The organism is Cellulophaga sp., assembly GCF_039943695.1.
GTDB lineage: Bacteria > Bacteroidota > Bacteroidia > Flavobacteriales > Flavobacteriaceae > Cellulophaga.
Genome location: NZ_JBDVAA010000189.1, coordinates 1 through 24538, shown reverse-complemented (window position 1 = coordinate 24538; position 24538 = coordinate 1). Strand labels below are relative to the sequence as shown.

At 31.9% G+C, this 24538-nt stretch carries 18 protein-coding genes and 1 pseudogene; 17 read left to right on the top strand and 2 right to left on the bottom strand.

Annotated features, from left to right (window positions below; all coding sequences use genetic code 11):
- The 4 genes and pseudogenes from ABJD66_RS13320 to ABJD66_RS13305 form a co-directional block, all read left to right on the top strand.
- Positions 1-230, top strand: a pseudogene (locus ABJD66_RS13320) (ribonuclease H); the annotation flags it as partial.
- An 86-nt stretch (positions 231-316) separates the two neighbouring features.
- Positions 317-1243 (top strand): PfkB family carbohydrate kinase, encoded by a 927-nt coding sequence (locus ABJD66_RS13315; protein WP_348132448.1) that lies wholly within the window; start codon positions 317-319, stop codon positions 1241-1243.
- Between the two features lie 49 nt (positions 1244-1292).
- Positions 1293-3191 (top strand): amidophosphoribosyltransferase, encoded by a 1899-nt coding sequence (locus tag ABJD66_RS13310; RefSeq protein ID WP_348132445.1) that lies wholly within the window; start codon positions 1293-1295, stop codon positions 3189-3191.
- Between the two features lie 755 nt (positions 3192-3946).
- The gene (locus ABJD66_RS13305) at positions 3947-4843 is read left to right on the top strand and encodes a metalloprotease (RefSeq protein ID WP_348132442.1); all 897 of its coding nucleotides are present in this window, start codon (positions 3947-3949) and stop codon (positions 4841-4843) included.
- Positions 4844-5250: 407 nt separating this feature from the next.
- Here ABJD66_RS13305 and ABJD66_RS13300 read toward each other — a convergent pair whose 3' ends face one another.
- Entirely contained in the window at positions 5251-5859 is a 609-nt protein-coding gene (locus tag ABJD66_RS13300; RefSeq protein ID WP_348132451.1) for a superoxide dismutase, read from the bottom strand.
- Between the two features lie 122 nt (positions 5860-5981).
- Here ABJD66_RS13300 and ABJD66_RS13295 point away from each other — a divergent pair, with 122 nt between their 5' ends.
- The 11 genes from ABJD66_RS13295 to ABJD66_RS13245 all read left to right on the top strand — a co-directional run bounded on the left by ABJD66_RS13295 (position 5982) and on the right by ABJD66_RS13245 (position 21002).
- Positions 5982-9101, top strand: a complete 3120-nt coding sequence (locus tag ABJD66_RS13295) for a UvrD-helicase domain-containing protein (RefSeq protein WP_348132440.1) — start codon at positions 5982-5984, stop codon at positions 9099-9101.
- Positions 9102-9106: 5 nt separating this feature from the next.
- Positions 9107-10300: a glycine C-acetyltransferase gene (kbl, locus tag ABJD66_RS13290; RefSeq protein ID WP_348132437.1), complete on the top strand. Its 1194-nt coding sequence runs from the start codon at positions 9107-9109 to the stop codon at positions 10298-10300.
- A gap of 114 nt (positions 10301-10414) precedes the next feature.
- Entirely contained in the window at positions 10415-11773 is a 1359-nt protein-coding gene (locus tag ABJD66_RS13285) for an OmpA family protein (RefSeq protein WP_100894492.1), read from the top strand.
- Positions 11774-11841: 68 nt separating this feature from the next.
- On the top strand, positions 11842-14580 hold the full coding sequence (locus ABJD66_RS13280) for a PD-(D/E)XK nuclease family protein (RefSeq protein ID WP_348132434.1): 2739 nt from the start codon (positions 11842-11844) through the stop codon (positions 14578-14580).
- Between the two features lie 182 nt (positions 14581-14762).
- Complete coding sequence (locus ABJD66_RS13275; RefSeq protein ID WP_100894494.1) at positions 14763-15164, top strand: response regulator; 402 nt, start codon at positions 14763-14765, stop codon at positions 15162-15164.
- Between the two features lie 78 nt (positions 15165-15242).
- Complete coding sequence (locus ABJD66_RS13270; protein ID WP_348132431.1) at positions 15243-15785, top strand: heme NO-binding domain-containing protein; 543 nt, start codon at positions 15243-15245, stop codon at positions 15783-15785.
- Positions 15763-17760, top strand: a complete 1998-nt coding sequence (locus ABJD66_RS13265) for a PAS domain S-box protein (protein ID WP_348132428.1) — start codon at positions 15763-15765, stop codon at positions 17758-17760. Before ABJD66_RS13270 ends, ABJD66_RS13265 begins: the two co-directional genes overlap by 23 nt.
- A 5-nt stretch (positions 17761-17765) precedes the next feature.
- Positions 17766-18899 carry an FIST N-terminal domain-containing protein gene (locus ABJD66_RS13260; RefSeq protein ID WP_348132425.1) on the top strand — a complete coding sequence of 378 codons (1134 nt, stop codon included), beginning with the start codon at positions 17766-17768 and terminating at the stop codon, positions 18897-18899.
- Positions 18899-19975, top strand: coding sequence for a HAMP domain-containing sensor histidine kinase (locus ABJD66_RS13255; protein ID WP_348132422.1), 1077 nt, complete (start codon positions 18899-18901; stop codon positions 19973-19975). Before ABJD66_RS13260 ends, ABJD66_RS13255 begins: the two co-directional genes overlap by 1 nt.
- Positions 19962-20279, top strand: a complete 318-nt coding sequence (locus tag ABJD66_RS13250; RefSeq protein ID WP_100894499.1) for a histidine kinase — start codon at positions 19962-19964, stop codon at positions 20277-20279. The genes ABJD66_RS13255 and ABJD66_RS13250 overlap by 14 nt, the downstream gene beginning before the upstream one ends.
- 3 nt (positions 20280-20282) lie before the next feature.
- Positions 20283-21002, top strand: coding sequence for a LytTR family DNA-binding domain-containing protein (locus tag ABJD66_RS13245; protein ID WP_348132419.1), 720 nt, complete (start codon positions 20283-20285; stop codon positions 21000-21002).
- A gap of 56 nt (positions 21003-21058) precedes the next feature.
- Here ABJD66_RS13245 and ABJD66_RS13240 read toward each other — a convergent pair whose 3' ends face one another.
- On the bottom strand, positions 21059-23131 hold the full coding sequence (locus ABJD66_RS13240; RefSeq protein ID WP_348132416.1) for a tetratricopeptide repeat protein: 2073 nt from the start codon (positions 23129-23131) through the stop codon (positions 21059-21061).
- Between the two features lie 226 nt (positions 23132-23357).
- Here ABJD66_RS13240 and ABJD66_RS13235 point away from each other — a divergent pair, with 226 nt between their 5' ends.
- Together ABJD66_RS13235 and ABJD66_RS13230 are read left to right on the top strand one after the other, a co-directional pair.
- Positions 23358-23660, top strand: coding sequence for an STAS domain-containing protein (locus ABJD66_RS13235; RefSeq protein WP_157811085.1), 303 nt, complete (start codon positions 23358-23360; stop codon positions 23658-23660).
- Positions 23647-24538: sugar isomerase (locus ABJD66_RS13230; protein WP_348132413.1), on the top strand; the 892-nt coding region annotated here is incomplete at its 3' end. The genes ABJD66_RS13235 and ABJD66_RS13230, both read left to right, overlap by 14 nt.

Genomic DNA, 24538 nt, shown 5'->3' with positions numbered 1-24538 from the left:
AAAAAAACAATAGTGACCGTATAATTTATACAGATTCTAGAACTGCTATGAGCTGGGTTCGTAAAAAAAAGTGCAATAGTAAGCTAAAAGAGTCTGCAAAAAATAAAGATGTATTTGAGCTAATACGTAGAGCAGAAGATTGGTTAAAAACAAATACATACACAACAACAATTGTAAAATGGGAAACCAAAGCGTGGGGAGAAATTCCGGCAGATTTTGGTCGTAAATAGCACTTTTTCTTGTTTTTATAAATTGATGTTCTAATGAATCGGAATTGCTATTTCAAAAATGTATCTTTGCACCAAAATTAACTTATATGAGCAAATTGTTAATTGTGGGTACGGTAGCTTTTGATGCTATAGAAACCCCTTTTGGTAAAACAGACGTTATTCTTGGTGGCGCAGCAACTTACATAGCTTTAGCTGCATCACAATTTAAAGTTAACTCTGCAATAGTATCTGTTGTTGGTGAAGATTTCCCTCAAGAACACCTAGACTTATTAAAGAGTAAAAATGTAGATTTATCTGCCTTAGAAGTAGTTAAAGGAGGTAAAACATTTTTTTGGAAAGGTAAATACCATAACGATTTAAATTCTAGAGATACTTTAGCTACAGAGCTAAATGTATTGGCAGATTTTAAACCAGTAGTTCCAGAGAGTTATAAAGAAGCAGATGTTGTAATGTTAGGAAACTTACATCCTAGCGTCCAAATGAGTGTTATTGAACAAATGGCAAAAAAACCAAAACTTATTGTTTTAGATACAATGAATTTTTGGATGGACAATGCATTAGACGAATTGTTAAATGTAATTAAACATATAGATGTTATTACAATTAATGATGAAGAGGCTAGACAATTAACAGGAGAGTACTCTTTGGTTAAAGCAGCTGCCAAAATACAAACAATGGGACCAAAATTTGTTGTTATTAAAAAAGGAGAGCACGGAGCTTTATTGTTTAAAGATGATAAAGTGTTTTTTGCACCGGCATTACCTTTAGAAGAGGTTTTTGATCCTACGGGAGCAGGAGATACTTTTGCAGGTGGCTTCTCTGGTTATTTAGCAGCCTCAGGTAATATTTCTTTTGATAATTTAAAGAGTGCTATAATTCACGGTTCTAATTTAGCATCTTTTTGTGTAGAGCGTTTTGGAACAGAGCGCATGGAGAAGTTAGAAAAAACAGAAGTAGACAAGAGACTGCGCCAATTTGCAGAATTAACGCAGTTTAATATAGAATTACAATAATAATTACAAGCCCATTTTTTGGGCTTTTTTTAATATCAAATTATAAGAAATGAGTGACGCCATTAAGCACGAATGTGGAATTTCTATGATTAGGCTGTTAAAGCCCTTAGAGTATTACAAAGAAAAGTACGGTACAGCTTTTTACGGAGTAAATAAAATGTATTTAATGATGGAAAAGCAACACAACCGTGGACAAGACGGTGCAGGGTTTGCCAGCATTAAGTTAGATATGAAACAGGGTGAGCGTTATATGAGTAGAGTGCGTTCTGCTCAAAGTCAGCCAATACAAGATATTTTTGCTCAAATTAATGACCGTATAAACTCGGCTTTACAAGAAAACCCAGAATATGTAGACAACGTTGCTTTACAAAAAAAACATATACCTTATATAGGAGAAGTTTTATTGGGGCACGTGCGTTATGGTACTTTTGGTAAAAACAGTATAGAAAGTGTACATCCGTTTTTAAGACAAAACAATTGGATGCATAGGAACCTTATTGTTGCAGGTAATTTTAACATGACAAATGTTAATGAGCTTTTTGACAATTTGGTACAAATTGGTCAGCATCCAAAAGAAATGGCAGATACAGTAACTGTTATGGAAAAAATAGGTCATTTTTTAGATGATGCCGTAGCAAAACTGTACAAGCAAATCAAAAAAGAAGGATTTACAAAACTAGAGGCTTCACCTATAATAGCAGAGCGTTTAAACTTAGGTAAAATTCTTAGAAAAGCAGCTAAAAATTGGGATGGTGGTTACGCTATGTCTGGTTTATTAGGTCACGGAGATAGCTTTGTACTTAGAGATCCGGCTGGTATAAGACCTGTTTATTATTATAAGGATGATGAGGTCGTTGTTGTAGCATCAGAAAGACCAGCAATACAAACCGTATTTAATGTTCCTTTTGAAGAAATTAAAGAATTAGATCCAGGACACGCACTTATTGTTAAAAAGAGTGGTAAAATGGATATTAAGCAAATACTAGAGCCAACAGAACGTAAAGCTTGTTCTTTTGAGCGCATCTATTTTTCTAGAGGTAGTGATAAAGAAATATACCAGGAGCGTAAAGAATTAGGTAAATTACTTTTTCCACAGATATTAGAATCTATTCAGAACGATATTAAAAACACTGTTTTTTCATACATTCCTAATACTGCAGAAACATCTTTCTATGGTATGGTAAAAGAGGCTCAAAACCACTTAAACCGCAAAAAGGAAGAGCAAATACTATCAATAGGAAGAAAAATTACTTCTGAAGAGTTGCATGAAATACTTGAAGTTAGGCCACGTATAGAAAAAGTAGCAATTAAAGACGCTAAGCTTAGAACCTTTATTACACAAGACAGTAGTAGAGATGATCTTGTAGCGCATGTATATGACATATCTTATGGTTCTGTAAAAAAAGGAGATAACCTTGTTATTATAGATGATAGTATTGTACGTGGAACAACACTTAAAAAAAGTATTTTAAAAATACTAGATAGGTTGTTACCTAAGAAAATAGTAGTTGTTTCTTCTGCGCCGCAAATTAGATATCCAGATTGCTATGGTATAGATATGGCAAAACTAGAAGATTTTATAGCATTTAGAGCAGCGTTGGCATTACACCAAGATAAAGGCTCTATGGATGTTGTTAAAGGTATTTACGAAAAATGTTTAACGCAAGTAAATAAGCCAGACAAAGAAGTAATAAACTACGTAAAAGAATTTTATAAGCCTTTTACAGCGAAAGAGATCTCTAAAAAAATTGGAGAATTGCTTAGTTCTCCAGAAATAAAAGCAGAGGTAGAAATTATATATCAAACAGTAGAAAGTTTACATGAGGCTTGTCCTAAAAATTTAGGAGATTGGTACTTTACAGGAGATTACCCAACTCCAGGAGGTAATAGAGTGGTTAACAGAGCTTTTATTAACTTTTATGAAGGTAAAAATGAACGAGCGTATTAATTACTATCGATGAAATACACTTAATTAGGTATTTTGTCGGTAATATATGCGGTTTACCTTTTTTTATGCGGTTAAATGGGTGTCCATAGCTAATTTTGTGAATACCATAGCATAAGTAGGTTAAGTTCATGGTAAAATTTGGGGAAAAGGTGGAGGAAACTCCGCCTTTTTATTTTTTATAGGTTGTAGTTCATCGGATAAAATGTAGTTAAACTAATGAAACGGACGTTAATCCGATACTTTAGGAAGAACATACGAACTTAAGTTATCTTTGCTGTACCATAGCATAAGTAGGTTAAGTTCATGGTAAGATTTGGGGAAAAAGGTGGAGGAAACTCTACCTTTTTATTTTTTACTACTTTCCCAAAAAAATACTTTTTTATAAAAAATCTCTTCTAAAAACACTTAGTCTAATAAACTCTTTAGTTTACCTAATATTGTTTAGAGCACTATATAAATTATATACATTTGTTATCACCATAGCATAAGTAGGTTAAGTTCATGGTAAGATTTGGGGAAAAAGGCGAAGGAGACTTCGCCTTTTTATTTTTACAAAATCTGCAATTTATTCTCCAAAATTTATTTATAACTCTCACTTAATAAGGCTGTTTCTATTTGCTTTCATTTTTTTTAATTTATTTCCCTAGTAATCCGATAGTTAAATGCGTATTGTTAAATTTAATTTAACTAAATGTTAAATTGTAAGAAATTATTTATTAATATTGTAATAACTAATAATCAATAAATTTTTAAAAATGAAAAACTTAAATTTAAAAAGGACCTATCTACTAGGTTTAACATTTGTTGCGGTTTTACAATCTTGTTCTAAAGACACAGATGCTGTAAATGCTGAAAATGAAACAGCAGAAGTTGAGCAGTTGGCAATTTCAGAATCTTTTGCAGATGAATTGCATGAGTGTGGTTATGTAGATGGTAACTGGAGTAGTACAGCTTTTTTAAGCAGTTCTATTGGTAGTACGTCAGAAACTAATTTTATGCAAACACAAAACTCTAAAATTGCTGCGGTTTGGGGTAGACCAGCAGTACCACTTAGTTTTGTAAAAGATAATTCTAATCCTAATTCTACTTACAATGCTATATCTTATGGTAGCGGTAAAATTTATTATGGAGAAGCAATTTATAATGCTGCAAAGGCTCAAGGTCAAATAGCTAACGTTATGATATTAGCTCATGAATTTGCTCACCAATTACAGTTTACTTACGGTTACCCGTCTAAAAACGAATCTACTGCAAGAGCTGCTGAGTTAGAGGCAGATGGTATGGCAGGTTACTACTTAAGAAGACCAAATGGGTATAATAAAACAAGCTTTTCTCAGATAGCAACTGCGTATGAGTTTGCTGCATCTATTGGAGACAATAATACAAGTAGCCCAGGGCATCACGGTCGTAATTACCAAAGAAGATCTGCTGTAAGGTTAGGTTTTTTACTTGGAGCTTATGATTTAAATGCGGGTAGTTTTGATTATAATTTCTTCTATTACTATAATGGAGTTTTAGACGGATCTTACAAGCAAGAAAAATCTGAGTATTTTAATGCAGACTTAGATGCATATATTCGTTCTTATGCTAAAGAATTACAAAAAATTAGAAATGGTGAAATGTCTGATGAGGAATATTTTAACCTAGATTAAAAAATTAAGAACACTTACTTTAGTATAATTTTTTAATTGTTATTAAAATTTTAACAAAACTATGGGATTTTTGAGTTGAATTTCTAGTTGGTTTTTGAAGAAAAGGCGAAGGAAACTTCGCCTTTTTATTTGCTTGTAATCAAGCCATTAGCGTGCATTTCATCGATAATATTTGCATATTTATGAATTATTGTGTTAATTTTTTTGTCGATTTTTTTTTTTATTAGACACAATACCAGTAATTTAGCAGAGCCATAGCATAAGTAGGTTAAGTTTATGGTAAGATTTGGGACGAAAAGGGTAGAGATCTTCTCTGCCCTTTTCTATTTTATAGAATTAAGTAAATACAAAGAATAAAAAAAGCCACTCTAAAACAAGAGTGGCTTTTATATTTTAAATGTATTTCTTTACTTGTTGCTAGCGTAAAGTTCAGATACTTTATTCCAGTTAATTACATTAAAAAATCCTCCAATGTAATCAGGTCTTCTATTTTGGTAGTTTAAGTAGTAAGCATGTTCCCAAACATCTAACCCTAAAATAGGAAAACCGCCACATCCAACTCCTGGCATTAACGGGTTGTCTTGGTTAGGAGAAGAACAAACTTCTACTTTACCTCCTTTTTGTACACACAACCAAGCCCAACCAGAACCAAATCTAGTTGCTGCTGCAGTAGAGAAAGCCTCTTTAAAAGCATCAAAAGAACCGTAAGCTTCATTAATAGCTGTTGCTAACTCGCCAGTTGGCTCGCCACCACCGTTAGGAGACATTACTTCCCAGAAAAGAGAGTGATTGTAAAATCCACCACCGTTGTTACGTACAGCGCCATTGTTCATATCTAGGTTAGTTAAGATATCTTCAATAGATTTCCCAGCTAAATCTGTTCCTTCAATAGCACCATTAAGTTTAGTTGTATATCCGTTGTGATGTTTTGTATGGTGAATCTCCATAGTTCTAGCATCAATATGTGGTTCTAACGCATCATATGCGTAAGGTAATTTTGGTAATTCAAAAGCCATAATTATATCTATTTTTATGTTAAAAAAATGTCTTAGCTCAAATTTACAATATTCTAAGGCATTTTCCATAACGTTTCTGTTAAGAACATTGTAATATTATGTAATTTGCAGCTAAAAACTAGTTGGAAACTTCGCCTTACAAAATATACAGCGCATCTGCAGGCTCAGGTAAAACATATACCTTGGCAAAGGAATATCTTAAAATAATTTTATCTTCTGCTACAGCAAAAAGTTACAGAGAAATACTAGCTATTACTTTTACAAATAAGGCTGTTAATGAAATGAAACAGCGTATTTTAGATAATTTATATGCTTTTAGTAAGGTTGATGAAAGTACAACTCCCTCAGATTTATTTTTAGATGTAGCAAAAGAACTTAATGTATCTACTGAAGAGTTGCAAAAAAGAGCAAAACAGGTACACAAGAGTATACTGCATAACTATGCTTTTTTTGATATTAGTACAATAGATAAGTTTACACACAGACTTATTAGGACTTTTGCAAAGGATTTAAAAATACCACAGAATTTTGAAGTGGTTTTAGACACCCAATTATTATTAGCAGAAGCTGTAGAGAGGTTGCTTGCAAAAGCAGGTACAGATAAACTTTTAACCAATACATTACTAGAGTTTACTTTTGAAAAAATTGATGATGACAAAAGTTGGGATATTTCTTTTGATTTAAATAAGGTGGGCAAAATGTTGTTTAATGAAAACAATATAGAGCATTTAAAGAGTTTTAAAACTAAAAGCATTACAGATTTTTTAGCGTTAAAAAAGACACTTATTACCACGCTAAAAAATTTAGAGGAGGCTGCTATATTAAAGGCAAAAACTGTAGATGCTATTATAGAGACTGAGGGAATAGATGTTACAGATTTCCCTAGGCAAACCTTACCAAATCATTTTAAAAAAATAATAGAAGGAGAGTTTAACCCCGCTAAATTATATAACAATAAGCTTGGTGAAAATTTGCAAAATGGTAAAATATTTAAAGCCTCTGTTAAAAATGCACCGGACCACATAGCTCCAATGCTTTTAGAAATTTATACAAGTGTAAAAGATACAATGTACCAAAGAGCGTTGTATAAAAATGTATATAGTAATATTGTACCGTTAACGGTATTAAATGAAATACAGAAAGAAATTAATACCATTTGTAAAGAAAGAGATCAGCTAACTCTGGCATCTTTTAACGCTATAATTTCTAAGGAAATTAAAAATCAGCCAGCACCTTTTATATATGAAAGGCTTGGAGAAAAATACAGGCACTATTTTGTAGATGAGTTTCAAGACACATCTGAGCTTCAATGGAAAAACTTAATACCTTTAATAGGTAATGCGTTAGAAAGTTTAGATGACTATGGTAAAAAAGGGTCGCTATTATTGGTGGGGGACGCTAAGCAAGCTATTTACAGGTGGCGTGGTGGCAAGGCAGAACAATTTATACAGTTAACTAATAAAAAAGAGTTGCCATATGTGTTAGAGCCGCAGACGGCAGAATTACCTAGAAATTACAGAAGCTTTTCAGAAATTATTAATTTTAATAATAGCTTTTTTACAGTAACTAGCAATTTGCTAAACAATACCACCTATGCAGATTTGTATATTTCTGGTAATAAGCAAGGTGTGAATGCAAAAAAAGGTGGTTTGGTAGAGTTGTCTTTCATTCCTAATGATAAGGAAGAAAACGATAACGATTTGTATTGTGCTTCGGTTTTAGAAACAATTACATCATTAACATCAGAAAAAAAATACAACTATAAAGATATTTGTATTCTAGTGCGTTCTAACAATCACAGTTATGTGCTGGCAGATTTTTTAACGGCTCAAAAAATTCCAGTAATATCATCAGAATCTCTATTGCTAAAGAGTAGTGACAAGGTAAGTTTTTTACTAAATTTATTAACTTATAGTACGCAGCCAAAAGATAAAGATACCTCTTATGAGATTTTATATTTTTTAGCAGATAAGGAAGAGGATACACACAACTTTATACAAGCTAACTTAAATACCTTAGAGGAATTTTTGTTAAGCAAATACGGTTTTGCAATAAATAAGCTTAAACAACTGTCTGTTTTTGATGCTTTTGAAAAAGCAATTCATCAATTTAAATTGGCAGAAACATCAGACGCATACCTTATTAGTTTAATGGATGAAGTTTTAGATGTTGAACAAAAAGATGGTGTTAGTGCACAGACTTTTTTAGCCTTTTGGGATAAGAAAAAAGATAAATTATCTTTAAAAGCTCCAGATAATATTAATGCCGTGCAAATAATGACGGTGCATAAATCCAAAGGGTTGGAGTTTCCTATTGTAATTTTTCCGTTTGCAAATTCTTTTATATATGGTAAGGATGAAAAAATATGGTTGCCAGTAGATTCTCAACAGTTTAATGGTTTTACAGAAATGTTAGTAACCAAAAAACAAGAAATGGAAGAATATGGCGAGTTGGCAGCTAAACTGTTTACAGAAGAGCATAGCAAACAAGAGTTAGATGCCTTTAATGTATTATACGTTGCATTAACTAGAGCCGTAAAAGCACTGTATGTAATTAGTAAAAAAGAACTAAATGCAAAAGGAGAACCAAATATGAATAGGTATTCTGGTTTGTTTATAAAGTATTTACAGCAACAAGGTGTCTGGACCGATACTCAGCTAGTTTATAGTTTTGGAAATTTACAAGTAGCAGAAGAGGTTGCTTTAAAAACAGATAAGTTAAACCACATTGCTTACCAATACTCTACTAAAGATAGACCTAGCTTTAAAATACTTACCAGGTCTGGTATGCTATGGGAAACAGGAAGAGATGTAGCATTAGAAAAAGGAAACCTAATACACTTATTACTTAGTTATGTGCAAACCAAAAAGGATGTTGATAAAGCAATAGCTATATTAATAAGAGACGGACATTTAACACCAGCAGATAAAGAGGTAACTAAACAAAAAGTCCTTACCGTTATAGAGCACCCAGATTTAGCTATATATTATAGGGAAGGAAATATTGTTAAGAACGAAAAGGATATAATTACAGCAGAAGGATTACTTTTGCGCCCAGATAGAGTTGTAATTAACACAAATAACGAAGCAACTGTTATAGATTACAAAACGGGTACGCCAAATAATAGCTACCACCAACAAGTAAATAGTTATGCTTATGCTTTAGAAGCTATGAATTATAAAATAGCGGCTAAAGTAATAGTATATATTAATGATAACATTACTCCAGAATTTATAAGTTAAAAATTATGTACGGTAAAATTAAAGAACACTTACAACAAGAAATAGACTCAATTAAAGAAGCAGGTCTATACAAAACAGAGCGTATAATAACATCTCCACAAGATGCAGTTATTAAAATTTCTACAGGAGAAGAGGTAATTAACTTTTGTGCAAACAATTACTTAGGCTTATCATCTCATCCAGAAGTTGTGCAAGCAGCAAAAGATGCAATGGATACTCACGGTTTTGGTATGTCATCTGTACGTTTTATATGTGGTACTCAAGACATACATAAAGAGCTAGAGCAAAAAGTAGCTAATTTTTACGGTACAGAAGATACCATATTATATGCAGCAGCTTTTGATGCCAACGGAGGAGTTTTTGAGCCATTGTTATCTGCAGAAGATGCTATCATATCAGACTCATTAAACCACGCATCTATTATAGATGGTGTACGTTTATGTAAAGCAAAGCGATATAGGTATGCTAATAACGATATGGCAGATTTAGAAGAGCAGCTTAAAAAAGCAAATGCAGATGGTTCTAGATTTAAGATAATAGTTACAGATGGTGTATTCTCTATGGACGGTTTACTTGCTCCATTAGATAAAATATGTGATCTAGCAGATAAGTATGATGCATTAGTAATGATTGATGAATGCCACTCTGCAGGTTTTATAGGAGAAACTGGCCGTGGAACTCTAGAAGAAAAAGGAGTTTTAGACCGTATAGACATTATAACAGGTACCTTAGGTAAAGCTTTAGGTGGTGCAATGGGAGGTTATACCACAGGTAAAAAAGAAATTATAGAAATTTTAAGACAACGCTCTAGACCATATTTGTTCTCTAACTCTTTAGCTCCAGCAATTGTTGGTGCATCTATAAAAGTGTTTGATATGTTAGACAAGGACACAACCTTAAGAGATAAATTGGCAGAAAATACAGCATACTTTAAAAAAGGTATGAAAGCAGCTGGTTTAGATATTATAGATGGAGATTCTGCTATAGTGCCTGTAATGCTCTATGATGCAAAGCTTTCGCAAAAAATGGCAGATATGCTATTAGAAAGAGGTATTTACGTAATAGGGTTTTTCTTTCCTGTAGTGCCAAAAGGCAAGGCAAGAATAAGAGTTCAGCTGTCTGCAGCACACGAAAAAGAGCATTTAGACCAAGCAATTGAGGCTTTCACCGAAGTTGGAAAAGAACTTGGTATCATTTAATTAAGTTAATTTTTTTATTAATTGTGTTAAAAAAAAGAGCTGTTTGATTTTGTTAATAAATAGTAACAACTTACATTTGCAGCTTACAAACACTTAAAACTTAAATTTTAAAGCATGAAAAATCTTAGCAAATTAATGGTTGTTGCCTTACTACTAGTAGGTGTAAACAACATGCAAGCGCAAGACGAAAATAATCCTTGGCAGATTAATTTTGGTGTAAACGCAGTTGATATGTGGCCAACTAATGATGATGATGCCCTTTACCAAACTGGAGAATTGTTTGATGAGTACTTCAATGCTACTGATCACTGGAACATTCTTCCTTCTATCTCTTATATTGGAGTTTCTAGATCTGTAGGTAATGGTTTCTCTGTAGGAGTTAGAGGTTCTTTAAATAGAATTGAAAACTTAGGAGACTGGTCAGCTGATGATCTTTCTTACTACGGTTTAGATGGTGCAATTAAATATGCATTCTTAAAAAATACAACAATTGATCCTTTCGTAGAAATCGGTGGTGGTTACACGTGGGTTGATGAAATTGGTGCTGGTACTGTAAATGGTGGTGTTGGTGTTAACATTTGGTTCTCTGAGAACATTGGTTTAACATTACAAACTGGTTACAAGCACGGATTTGAAGATTACAGCGTTAAACATTTCCAACACTTAGCTGGTCTTGCTATCAAATTTGGTGGTGCTGATACAGATGGTGACGGTGTTTATGACAAAGATGATGCTTGTCCAGAAGTTGCTGGTTTAGAAGCTTTCAACGGTTGTCCTGATGCTGATGGTGATGGTATCGAAGACAGCAAAGATGCTTGTCCTAACGAAGCTGGATCTAAAGAAATGAACGGTTGTCCTGATGCTGACGGTGATGGTATCGCTGATAAAGATGACGCTTGTCCTAATGAAGCAGGTACTGCTGCATTAAACGGTTGTCCTGATGCTGATGGTGACGGTGTTGCTGATAAAGATGATAAATGTCCTTCTGAGGCAGGTCCTGCTGAAAACAACGGATGTCCTTGGGCTGATAAAGATAAAGATGGTGTATTAGACAAGGATGATAAATGTCCTGAGGTTGCTGGTACTGTTGCTAACAACGGTTGTCCTGAAGTAACTGAAGAAGTTCAAAAGAAATTGAACGATTACGCTAGAACTATCTTATTTGATACAGGTAAATCTTCTATTAAAGCTGAGTCTACTGCTGTTATGGTAGATATCATTACTATCTTAAAAGAGTACCCTAACGCTAAGTTTACTGTTGAAGGTCACACTGATAGTGTTGGTTCTGCTTCTTTAAACCAGAAATTATCTGAGTCTAGAGCTCTTTCAGTAAAAGAATTTTTAGTAGAAAAAGGAATTGGAGAATTTAGATTATCTGCTGTAGGTTACGGTGAAGATAAGCCAATGGCTACTAACAAAACTAGAGCTGGTAGAAAGCAAAACAGAAGAGTTGAAATCAACTTAGTAAAATAATAAGAGTTTAAAACTCTAATTTTATAGAAAAGGCTCCGCAATTGCGGAGCTTTTTTTATTTTTAACCCATGCAAAGCTTTTTAGAAGATACACTACTTAAAATTATAGATAAAGAAGGTTCATTAGAGAACCTTATTTTTGTTTTACCAAGCAAGCGTGCAGGTACATTTCTTAAAAATGCAATCTCTAAACACGTAAATTCTACAATATTTGCACCTGAAATACAAAGTATAGAAGACTTTGTAGAAAAAATTTCGGGTTTAGCGTATGCTTCTAATACGCAGCAGTTATTTGAACTGTATAAAGCATATACAACAACAGTTAAAGGAGATCAAGATGGTTTCTATGCTTTTTCTAAATGGGGAACTACCCTATTACAAGACTTTAACGAAATTGATAGGTATCTTGTAGATACAAAAAAGATATTTTCTCATTTAAATGCTGTACAAGAAATTAACCACTGGACTGTAGAGAAAGACAAAAGCAGTATAATTACTAATTATATGGCATTTTGGGATTCGTTAGAAGCGCTTTACACAGCTTTTAATGCATCGTTGAAGCAAGAAGGTCTTGGTCACCAAGGTTTGGTCTACAGAGAGGCCTGTGTTAATTTAGATAGTTATATACAAGACACCAAACAATATAAACACTTATTTATTGGGTTTAATGCTTTAAACACAGCAGAGGAGTTAATTATTGAAACCATTTTAGAGAAAACTAGTGCAGAAATTTTTTGGGATTTAGATGAGTATTTCTTTAAAGATCCAGTACATGATGCTGGTTTTTTTATTCGTCAGTTTAGTAAAGAGTGGCGTTATTTTAAAGACAAAAGCCTAGAGGTTAATAGCGGTACATATTTAACACCTAAAAATATTACAATTACAGGTGTGCCTAAAAACGTTTCTCAGGCAAAATACGTGGGTAGTATTTTAGGAAATTTGCACCAAGAGAAAAAAAGTATGTTAACCAATACTGCGGTTGTATTAGGAGATGAAACACTTTTAAATCCCTTAATTAATGCAATTCCAGAGGAAATAAATGGTATAAACATTACAATGGGTTTTCCGTTGCATAAATCGCCTTTAGAGAGTTTATTTACACAGTTGTTTGAGCTTTATATACGTAGAGACGATAAAGGATGGTATTACCAACACGTAACAACCGTATTAAATCATCCTTACATACAATTACTTTTTTCTACAGATGATGATACAATTAATGCTGCAGATACTATTTGTACTCAAATTAAGTCTAGAAATTGGATTTATGTAGATGTACATAAGTTGCAATTAGTAAATACTACTAAATCTACCTATTTAGATCTTTTGTTTTTTAGCGCTACAGCAACGGTTCCTCTTTTTTTACAAAAATGCTTGGCTTTAATTTCAGGAATTAAGGAACGTATAAATACTGAAGGTAACGGATTAGAATTGGAGTATTTATACAGGTTTCATCAGTTGTTTAACCAGTTAAATGATTTGGCATCTAAATACCCATTTTTAGACGATTTACAGTCGCTCTTTGGATTGTACAAGGAGTTATTGTCTAGTGAAACATTAGATTTTAAAGGAGAACCCTTAAAAGGTTTGCAGATAATGGGAATGTTAGAGAGTAGAAACTTAGATTTTGAAACCGTACTTCTAACTTCTGTTAATGAAGGAATTTTGCCATCTGGTAAATCTAATAATTCATTTATTCCTTTTGATATAAAAAAAATGTATGGTTTGCCTACGTACAAAGAAAAAGATGCCGTATATACGTATCACTTTTACAGACTTCTTCAGCGAGCAAAAAACATATACTTGGTATACAATACAGAACCAGATGTGTTAGAGGGTGGTGAAGTTAGTAGACTAATTAGACAGTTGTTGGCAGACGATAACATATCAAAGTACATTACAGAAACTATTGCTTTTCCTGAAATTAAATCTCCAGAAAAGAAAGAAGTATCAATACAAAAAGATGCAAATTTAATGGAGCTAATTAGGGGTATTGCAGCTTATGGTTTTTCGCCAACATCTTTATCAAACTATATTAGAAATCCGTTAGATTTTTACAAAAAGAATATTTTAAAAATTAACGAACTAGAGGAGGTAGAAGAAACTGTGGCAGCCAATACATTTGGTACTATTGTACATGAAACGTTAGATGAGCTTTATCAGCCATTTATAAATACCTTTTTAGACCCAGATAAACTAAAAGAATTGCTGCCTAGAGTTAATGCTACTGTGCGTAAACATTTTGGTATACATTATAAAAATGTAAGCTTAGAAGAGGGTAAAAATCTAATAGCTTTTAATGTAGTTTTAAAGTACGTAGAAAACTTTATTAAGATAGAAATAGAAAGTGCAAAAAGGCATAGAATAAAAATTATTGGACTAGAAATGTCCTTAAAAACAGCAATAAACGTTCCTGGAATAAATTTTCCTGTGCATATAAAAGGTAAGTTAGATAGGATAGATGAGATAGATGGTGTTTTGCGTGTTATAGATTATAAAACAGGTAAAGTAGAGCAAAAAAATCTTAATTTAAGTAATTGGGAAGATATCATAGAGGAGTATGATAAGAGTAAGGCTTTTCAGTTATTGTGCTATGCTTATATGTATAATGATGTTGTTCCAGTGGATAAAGTAGAGGCAGGAATTTTCTCTTTTAAAAATATAAAAGCAGGGATTTTAAAGTTTACGGAAAACAGAAATACAATAATTACAGAAGATACTATAGCTAAGTTTACAGATGAACTGCACAAATTAATCGGTGAAATATGCAGTACAGAACATCCCTTTGTAGAAAAAGAGATAAAATAGACCTATAATGCATTTCATCGATACTTTTTGTTTTTTCATCGGAGTTAAATTTTTTTACAAAAAATGCAACTTTATTCAACTACAATAAACTACCATTCATCTACACTAAATTACTTTTCAACTTTACAAGAAAATTTAAGTAAAATAGAGAAAGTATATTTGCTCATATAAAATCTAGAATTATGAATATTTTATTTATTGAAGACGACATGATTGAGACAATGAAGCTGAAAAGAACAGTGTCAAAGCTTCAATTAAAGCATAATATTACAGAGGCAAAAAATGGTGAAGAAGCTCTAGATATTTTACAGTCTGGTAATACGTTGCCAGATATAATTTTGTTAGACTTAAATATGCCAAGGATGAGTGGTATAGAGTTTTTATCTATTTTAAAAGCAGATGACAAGCTTAGGTTTTTACCTACTATTATATTAACTACATCAGAAAATAGAGCCGATTTACAAGAATGTTACAGAATTGGTATTGCTGGTTATGTAATAAAACCTCTTAAATATGAGGATTACGAAACCAAATTACAGAGTGTTTTAAACTACTGGGACAACAATGAACTAGTAAAAGGATAGTACTTTTAACACCTTTCACAACAAAAGTTACTGGTTGGGTATCATTTTTCTTACTTTTATGCATCTAAATGTCTAAGTATGAAAGGAGTTGTGTTTACAGAATTTTTAGAAATGGTAGAATCTAAGTTTGGTTTAGAAACTGTAGATACTATAATAGAAAATTCTAATTTACCGTCAGAAGGAATCTATACTTCTGTTGGGACTTATAGTTTTAATGAAATGGTTAGCTTAATAACTAGTTTAAGCACCGAAGTTAAAACACCAGTAGGTGATTTAATCTACGCATTTGGGTTGTTTTTATTTGATGGTTTAGCTAGCGCACATCCAGAGGTAATAAAAAGCTATAATTCTCCATTAAGCCTAATATATTCTATAGAAGATCACATACACGTACACGTTAAAAAACTGTATCCAGATGCAGAATTACCTACGTTTAAGATTTTAGAAAAAACAGATACTTCAATATCTATGGTATATTCTTCGTCTAGAGGTTTATATCAATTAGCACACGGACTTATTGAAAAATCTTTTGAGCATTTTAACAGTAGTGCCACCGTATCATACAAACTACTAAATGATAATGGTACAGAAGTTAAATTTGACATTACCCAGAATGGATAGCAACAAAGAAATTTTATTGCTAAAAAGGGCGCTAGAAAGACAAAAAAAAGCCAGGTTACAAGCCGAGAAAATTTTAGAAGTTAAGTCTAAAGAGCTTTTTGATACTGCGTTACACCTTAAGCAAGCAAATAATAAATTAGAAAATTTATTAACTGAGACTACATCAGAATTAGATGGTGGTTTTGTTAATATCATAGATCCGTACGTAGTTATGGATCTTAATTTTAATGTTATTAATATGAACAATTCTGCCCGTGAATTTTTAGGGTATGATAATACCAAGGAGACCATTAACCTACCTAGTTTAGTGCACAAGGACTATATGCAATACACTATAGAGTCTTTTAAAACTCTAATGCAAATAGGAACGCTAAAAAACTATAGAGCCAAAATTATAGTTAAAGATGGTACGCATAAATGGGTGCAAATAAATACAAGTGTAATATATGATAAACACCTAAAACCTATAGGCGCACAAGGTATTATTAGAGACATTAGCAAAGAAACAGAAATAAAAGAAATGCTTGGTGAGCAAAAAAAACAATTAGATATAATTGTAGAGAACTCACCATTAGGAATAGTTTTAACCGTAGACGATGAAATAGTAAAGTGCAATGCTGCATTTAACTATCTTTTGGGGTATCCAGAAACTGTTACAAATAAATTAAAATTATCAGACATATCTGAGTCAGAGGATGAAGTTACTACAAAAAAATTAGAGTCGGACTTAGCTTCTGGTATCATAGACAACTTTTCTACAGTAAAACGTTTTTTTAAAAATAATGGAGCGCAAATTTTAGCAAAAACAAGTATAAGTGCTGTAAAAAATAACCAAGGAAAAGTAGAATATCAAGTTTGTGTAATTGAAGATATTACTAAAGAAAGGCAAGCCGAAGAGAAGATTAAAGCAGAAAAAGAGAAGTACAGAGGCATTATTGCTAATATGAACCTTGGAATGGTAGAGGTTACTATAGACAATGAAATACAACTTGTAAATCAGAGTTTTTGTGCTATGAGTGGCTACAGTAAAGATGAGTTAATAGGAGAAGATGCTGTTGCTATTTTACAAATTAAAAATAGTGCTAAAATTGAGACTAAATCTGAAAATAGATTAAAAGGAATATCAGATTCTTACGAGATAAAAATAAAGAATAAAAAAGGGGAAACTAGACACTGGCTGGTAAGTGGTGCACCTAATTATAATGAAGAAGGTAAGGTTGTAGGGTCTATTGGGATACACTTAGATATTACAGAACAAAAAGAGCTAGAACTACAAAAAGAGCAACTGCTAAAAGAATTAAAAATTAGTAATGACGGCTTACAAGAGTATGCTCATATAGTTTCTCATGACCTAAAATCCCCGTTACGGAGTATAAGTGCTTTGGCAACTTGGACGTATGAGGATTATAAAGATGTGTTAGATGAAGCAGGTGTGCAAAACTTAACCTTAATGCAAGAGAAGGTTGCGTTTATGGATAAGCTAATTCACGGAATTTTAGAGTATTCTACAGCAGGTAGTGCCCAAATGTCTAATGCTAAAGTAGATTTAAATACTGTTATTACAGATATTACAGAAAGCATTTACATACCCGATCATGTACAGGTAATTGTACCCAAAAAGTTACCGCTATTACAAGCAGATAGTACTAAAATGCATCAATTGTTTCAGAATATTATAGGTAATGCAGTAGTGCATATTGAAGCAGAAAAAGGTCTAGTACAAGTGCTTTTTGAGGAAGAGCCAGATCATTGGCTGTTTTGTATAGAAGATAATGGTGTTGGTATACCTGAAAAATTTCATAAAAAAATCTTTGAGATTTTTCAATCTATAGGAGATAATGAACGTTCTACAGGTATTGGTTTATCAATAGTTAAAAAAATTGTAGACCGTTACGAAGGTAAAGTATGGGTAGAAAGCGAATTAGGAAAAGGCACTAAATTCTTTTTTACACTTAAAAAAAATCTTAATAATTAATAGTTATGAAAATAGTACAAGCTAAAAAAGATAAAGGAGCTGATTTTGTTTTTGTAACAGATAAAATTAATTTGGTAGCACCATTAGTCTTGGTTTTTGGTAACAGACTTTTGTTAGAAGATCAAAATCTGTATGCAGAAATTAAAGAAATGTTTCCTGCAGGAAATATTGTTTTTGGCAGTACTTCAGGTGAAATTTTAGAAGATAAAGTATCAGACAATACAATTGTTTTAACTGCTATAGAGTTTGAGAAATCTTCTTACTTAGTAAAAAGCAAAAACGTAAAAGAATTTGATAATAACGAGACAGCTTTAGGTTCGCAATTAATATCAGAATTTCCTAAAAAAGGTTTAAAACACGTTTATGTTATTTCTGAAGGTAGTACTGTTAATGGCAGTGCTTTAATTGAAGGTATAGAAAAAGAAAAACACATATCTATAGGTTTGTCTGGTGGTTTGTGCGGTGATGATGATAGGTTTGAGAAAACATTGGCATCTTACAATAGCAACCCTAAAGAAGGAGAAATTGTAGCAGTTGGTTTTTATGGAGATACCTTAGAAGTTACAAGTGCAAATTATGGTGGTTGGACCGGTTTTGGTCCAGAGCGTATTATAACAAAATCTAAAGGGAATATTTTATATGAGTTAGATGGTAAACCTGCGTTAGATTTGTATAAAAAATATTTAGGAGATAAGGCAAATGAGCTACCTAAATCTGCGCTACTATACCCCTTAAGTGTAAAGACTAGTGAAAATGCACAACCAATTGTACGTACAATTTTAAATATTGATGAAGACCAAAATACAATGATTTTGGCTGGTGATGTTCCAGAAGGATCTATAGTACAATTAATGATGTCTACAGTAGATGATATTGCAGAAGGCGCAAGTATAGCTGCAAAATATGCAACTAAAAACAGAGAAAAAAGACCAGAATTAGCATTGCTTGTAAGTTGTATTGGACGTAAATTGGTAATGGACCAAAGAACAGAAGAAGAAGTAGAAGAAGTTTTGGATGTTATTGGTAACCAATCTAAAATTATTGGTTATTATTCTTACGGAGAAATGGCTCCTTTTGAAGGTGATAATGCCTGTAAACTTCACAACCAAACAATGACATTAACCTTAATAAGCGAATAATGCATTCACTCTTAAAAAGACAAATACGCAAAAATTTGCCTGATGGGTTAAAGGATAATCCAGATTTAGAAAAGTTCTTTGGAGCTATAGAAAAATCATACGCAGATTATGATGATAAAATAGCAATGATACAGCGTGCAACCACTATAAGTGCACAAGAATTAAAGGCTGCAAATATAGAGTTAGCGCAAGAAGCACAAGAGCAAAAAAAGACGCTGCAAGCATTAGAACAGGCGGTAAATAGTCTAAATTTAAATTTAGATAATTCAGAAAATATAGTAACCAGTAATAAAAATATGGTTAGTGCTCAAAAACTGGCAAAACATATTAGCAAGCAAGCAGAGTATATTGCCCTGGTGACTCAAGAAAAAGATAACTTGGTTAAAGATTTAGAAGAGCAAAATAAATCATTAAACAATTATGCTCATGTAGTATCCCATGATTTAAAATCTCCTATGCGTAACATTAATACGCTTATGAGTTGGATTGTTGAAGAAGAAAAACACAAGTTTACAGAAGATAGCTTAAATAACTGCGATTTAATTTCTCAGAATTTAGTTAAAATGGACAACCTAGTTAGTGGTATTTTAAAGCATGCAACAATTGGGTCTAATGAAGAAACCAAGAGCAATGTAAATATTTTAGAGCTTTTAAAAAATATAAAAAGTACTATTTACATACCTAAAAATGTTAATGTTATAGTTTCAGAAAATATGCCTATGCTTTTTTTAGATAAGTATAGATTAGAGCAATTATTTATGAACCTACTAACAAATGCGGTTAAAGCAACAGAGCATAAAGATAAAGGTGTTGTTAGTGTTGCTTTTGAGGAAGAACCTAACTATTGGAAGTTTATAGTAAAGGATAATGGTAAAGGAATACCAGCGAAATACCAAGACAAAATTTTTGAAATGTTTAAAAAGTTAGATAATGATATAGAATCTAACGGAATTGGATTAGCATTAGTAGAAAAAATTGTAACTTTCTATGGAGGTAAAATTTGGTTAGAATCAAAAGAAGGAGAAGGAACAATATTTTATTTTACGATTAAAAAAGACCACAATGGAGCAGCCTAACCTAAATTATGTACACAAATTAGCAGATGGTAATACAAGTTTTTTAAATGAATTTGTAAAAATTATAAAAGACGAGTTCCCTGATGAAAAACAAACGTATACAACAGCGGTAGAGGCAAAAGACAATAAAGCATCTGCAGAAATAGTACATAAATTAAAACATAAATTTAATATACTAGGATTAGAAAAAGCATATGCACTGGCTGTAACTTATGAGGAGCAGCTATTAAAAGGAACGTATGATTTACATATAGAATTTAAGCTAATATTAGACAAAATAACTAGCTATTTAAAAACCATTTAAACTATGAGATGTATTATAGTAGACGACGAGGCAACAGCTAGGTTAATTGTTGCACAACTTTGCTCTAACGTAAAAGAGTTAGAGGTTGTAGACGCTTTTGGAGGAGCTATGGAGGCCATAAAATTTTTAAATCAGAATACAGTAGATGTTATTTTTTTAGATATACATATGCCTGGATTTAGTGGGTTTGATTTTGTGCAAACATTAAAAAATCCGCCAAAAATAGTATTAACTACTTCAGATACAAATTTTGCTATAGAGGCATATGAATATGAAGCTATTGTAGATTATTTGGTTAAACCAGTTACTCAAGATCGTTTTAATAAATCTATATTAAAAGTTAAAGCTGCGCTTGCACAAAAACCAAAAGAAGAGGTATCTACGCCACAGACTTCAGCTGGCTCAGATCTTGGTGAAGAATTATATATAAATATAGACAGGCGTTTAATTAAAATTAAATTTAACGATATACAGCTTATTGAAGCTAAAGGAGACTATATAGAAGTAAAAACAATAAAAGAGACTTATAGGGTGCGTAATACCTTAAAAAAGGTAAAGGATAAACTGCCTGAAAAATTGTTTTTACAAATACACAGGTCTTACATTATAAATTTCACTAAAATTATAGATATTGAAGATAATAGTGTACTTATAGAAAAAAATGTAGTGCCAATTAGCAGATCTAACAGACCAGAATTAATGAGAAGGCTAAATTTATTGTAAGCCACTATTTTCTATTAAAAAACAAGTATATGCCTTAACAGTAGTTAAGGCATTTTTTATTTTATCTGATATTTTTTCTTCAATTTATTTAAAAATAATGGTTGTTTAGTTAGGTAGTATTTTAGTTTAATACCAACTTCAGTAAACTCAAAACCAGCAGCAGTAGCAGATGCTATGTTACTATATTTGCCATATACATCACCAATAAATCGGTCTGAAAACTGATGAGTTAAACCAGCTTCAGCTCTAAAAAGTGAACTAGCATCTTGCTCTTCTACATATTGTAAGCCTGTAGCGGCACTAGCAAAATAATTTGTTTTTTCATTTATTTTACCTCTAACATCACCAAAAAGTTCAACAGCTTTGTACTTTTCTGGACTAAAGTATATTAATGGCAATTGGTCTTTAAAAGTTATATACTGGTAATTAAGTCCAAATTTTAAAGCAGGTTTACGTAAAACATTATAATATAAAGATGTAAAAAGTAGGTTTCTTTCATTATCATCTGTCTGCTTAGTGTGTATAAGTTGGCTATACCAACCTAAATTAAAATTAGTGCTAAGGTTATAAATTAAGCTGTAATGGTTCATTACAATTTCTCTTTCTATAAGTTCAGCATTAAAGTTTTGTACTTCTCTTTGGTAGCCTAAATCTAAGTTTAAAAAAGACAAAGGTTTCATTTGTAATTTAGCCTGTAAAATAGGCTGAGTGTATGATGTATTAGAGAATCTAGAGTTGTTAAGCCCTATAGAGGTTAATAAATTAGTTTGAGGCATTAACTTATACTCAATATCTGCTTGAGCAACATGAGCATTTGCTTTGTTATTAGTAGTTGTGTTTTCTGTTGTTCTATATTGATAGGACACCGTTGTTTTGAATTTAGTAGATAAAGGAACCATAACTGCAGTTCTAAAAGAAACAGCTGTATTGTCTCCATTGTCAAACGTGTAGCTAACTTGTTGTTCTGCAAAAGGCGTGTAATTTTTATTTAATTTTTTTATTAAGCCTGATGCGTCTTTCTGTTTAGGAAAAATATCTAAAGTTTTATATGTAGTAACATATGCAGACACAATTTTATCAGAAGCAAAAAGTGCATTTGCTTTTCCCAAATTACCATCAAAAGACAAGCTGTCATTTACTAATATTTTATTATAATTAGTAATACTAGTTTTAAATTTAGCAGTGTACATACCTAATGTAGCTTTTAGTGCCATAACCCAATTACGGTTTGGGTATTTTTCTTCTAAAGCGTTAATTTCTTGTTTTGCAGACACAAATTTTCTATTCCATATTAATGCCTGCACGTAGCGTTCTGTGCTTTTTTCTATAAGCTCTTTATCTTTTAGGTCTACTGCCTTCTCTTTAGCTTTTATTGCTGTTTGTAATGCTATTTTATCTTTTTCACCAATATGTTCTGCCAAAGCAACACCATTTAATGCAGTAACAGAGTCTTTTGGTGTTTTAGCGTATTGGTAATATGTTTTTTTAGCTTTATCAACATTTTTAGTAATTAAATAAATGTTAGCTAAGTTTAGCAAAGCATCTTTATCATCTGTAAAATCGGTAAGTATTTCTTTTAAAAGACTTTCTCCTTTTTTATAATTTTGATTATTAACGTAATAATTAGCGTAACCTAGCTTTATATATTTTCTAGAGACCTTAGCACCATTATTCTTTGGATCTACTTCTATGGCTTTATTAACCCACTTTAAAGCATCTTTATACTCTTTTAAATTACTGAGTGTATTTGCATACCCTAAAATTGCGGCAAAATTACTAGGGTTATTAGCAACCAAATCTGCATATAGTGGTTTTGCTTCTTTAAATTGGTTTGCCCATAAAAAAGATTCGTTGTAATTTATTTGTACTTCAAAATCATTTGGATGTTTTTTTAAAAGATTAGCAAAAATAGTATTAGCCTTTTCAGGGTTTCCGCTTAGGCCTACAGCTCTACCATAACATAATTGTACAGTTTTGTTGTTAGGGTAGGTTTTACTTAGTGGTTCAAAAAAATCTTTAGCATCTTTAAATTCTCCATTTTCTAGCATTTTAAAACCAGGTGAAAAATCTTCTTGGGCTACAGCTGTAACAGTCAAAAAAAGCAAAAAAAGCAGTGTAAATTTTTTCATTATTAGAGTGGTAGGGTTAGTACTACAGAAAGATAACGAATACATTCTTTATTTATTAGCTATTTATAATTTATTTAAGAGATAGATGCAATTTTACTTTAAAGATTAAAACTTACCATTCGTCTACAGAAAACAGTTAACCGTCTACAGTCGCTAATTTTTTCTTTTTTGTTCATAGATATTTGCTACAACAAATAATATAAACTTAACCTAAAAAACAAATATTATGGCATTACTTATAAATCAGAACAACAATTTTATTGAAGTAAAAGGGAATCTTAATTCTCAGAATATGAAATCATTAAAGAGCCATATAGATTATTATTTAAAAAATAATGAAAAAGTAACTTTGTCTTTAGACCGCTTAAATAACATAATGTATTCTAGCGCTAAACAATTAGAGCAACTTTATATTAAGGTTGCAAAAAACAACAAGGTTTTAACAATTGTAGGTCAAGAAAACAAGGATATTGCATCTATTATGGCTATGTCTAACACATCTTATATCTTTAGCAATGACCGCGTTTAGTTTTGTAAATAAAAAAATTACTCCAGAACAAATATTTATGACAAGTGTGCTTGTTGTAAATGGGGGTAACTACCTGTATAACCTAATTTTAGGACGTATGTTGGGGCCTGCAGCATTTGCAGATGCAGCATTACTAATAACATTATTATTAGTACTTTCTTTTGTAGGAATGACTTTTCAATTGGTGACAACTAAATTCAATATTATATTTTCAGGAAACCAATGGTCTGCCTTTGAAAATTATATGAAGAAGTATGCCGTTATTTTTGGAGTTACAATTGGAGCTTTATTATTCTTATTTGCGGAAAACTTGCAGCAGTTATTTAATACAGAATCTTCAACAATGTTTAGGGTTTTTGCAATTGGTATTCCGCTTTACTTTATAATGTCTATTAAAAGAGGAAAGTTTCAGGGAAAACAAGATTATACAAACCTATCTGTAACATACCAGTCAGATATGTGGAGCAAATTATTAATAACATTGGTGTTATTGTTATTGGTTCCTATGAATCCGGCTTTTTTAGTAGCTGTGGGTATTGTTATTTCGTTTGTTTTTGGGCTTATGCCTGTAAAGTTTAAAAAAATATCATTTGCAGCATCAAAGGTTTTAACACCTGCAAATAAAAAGAAAGTAACCACATTTATTTTATTAACGGCTGTTTATGAGCTTACGCAAATTATTATAAACAATAGCGATGTACTTTTAGTAAAACATTATTTTAACTCCTTAGTCGCTGGTCTTTATGCTTCTTTAGCATTAATAGGTAGAGTAGTTTATTTTGTAGCTTGGATGTTTGTAATGTTATTATTGCCTGCAGTAATAGAAAAAAGAAAAGAAGGTAAACGTACAGCACCAATTTTATTTAAATATGTTGGTT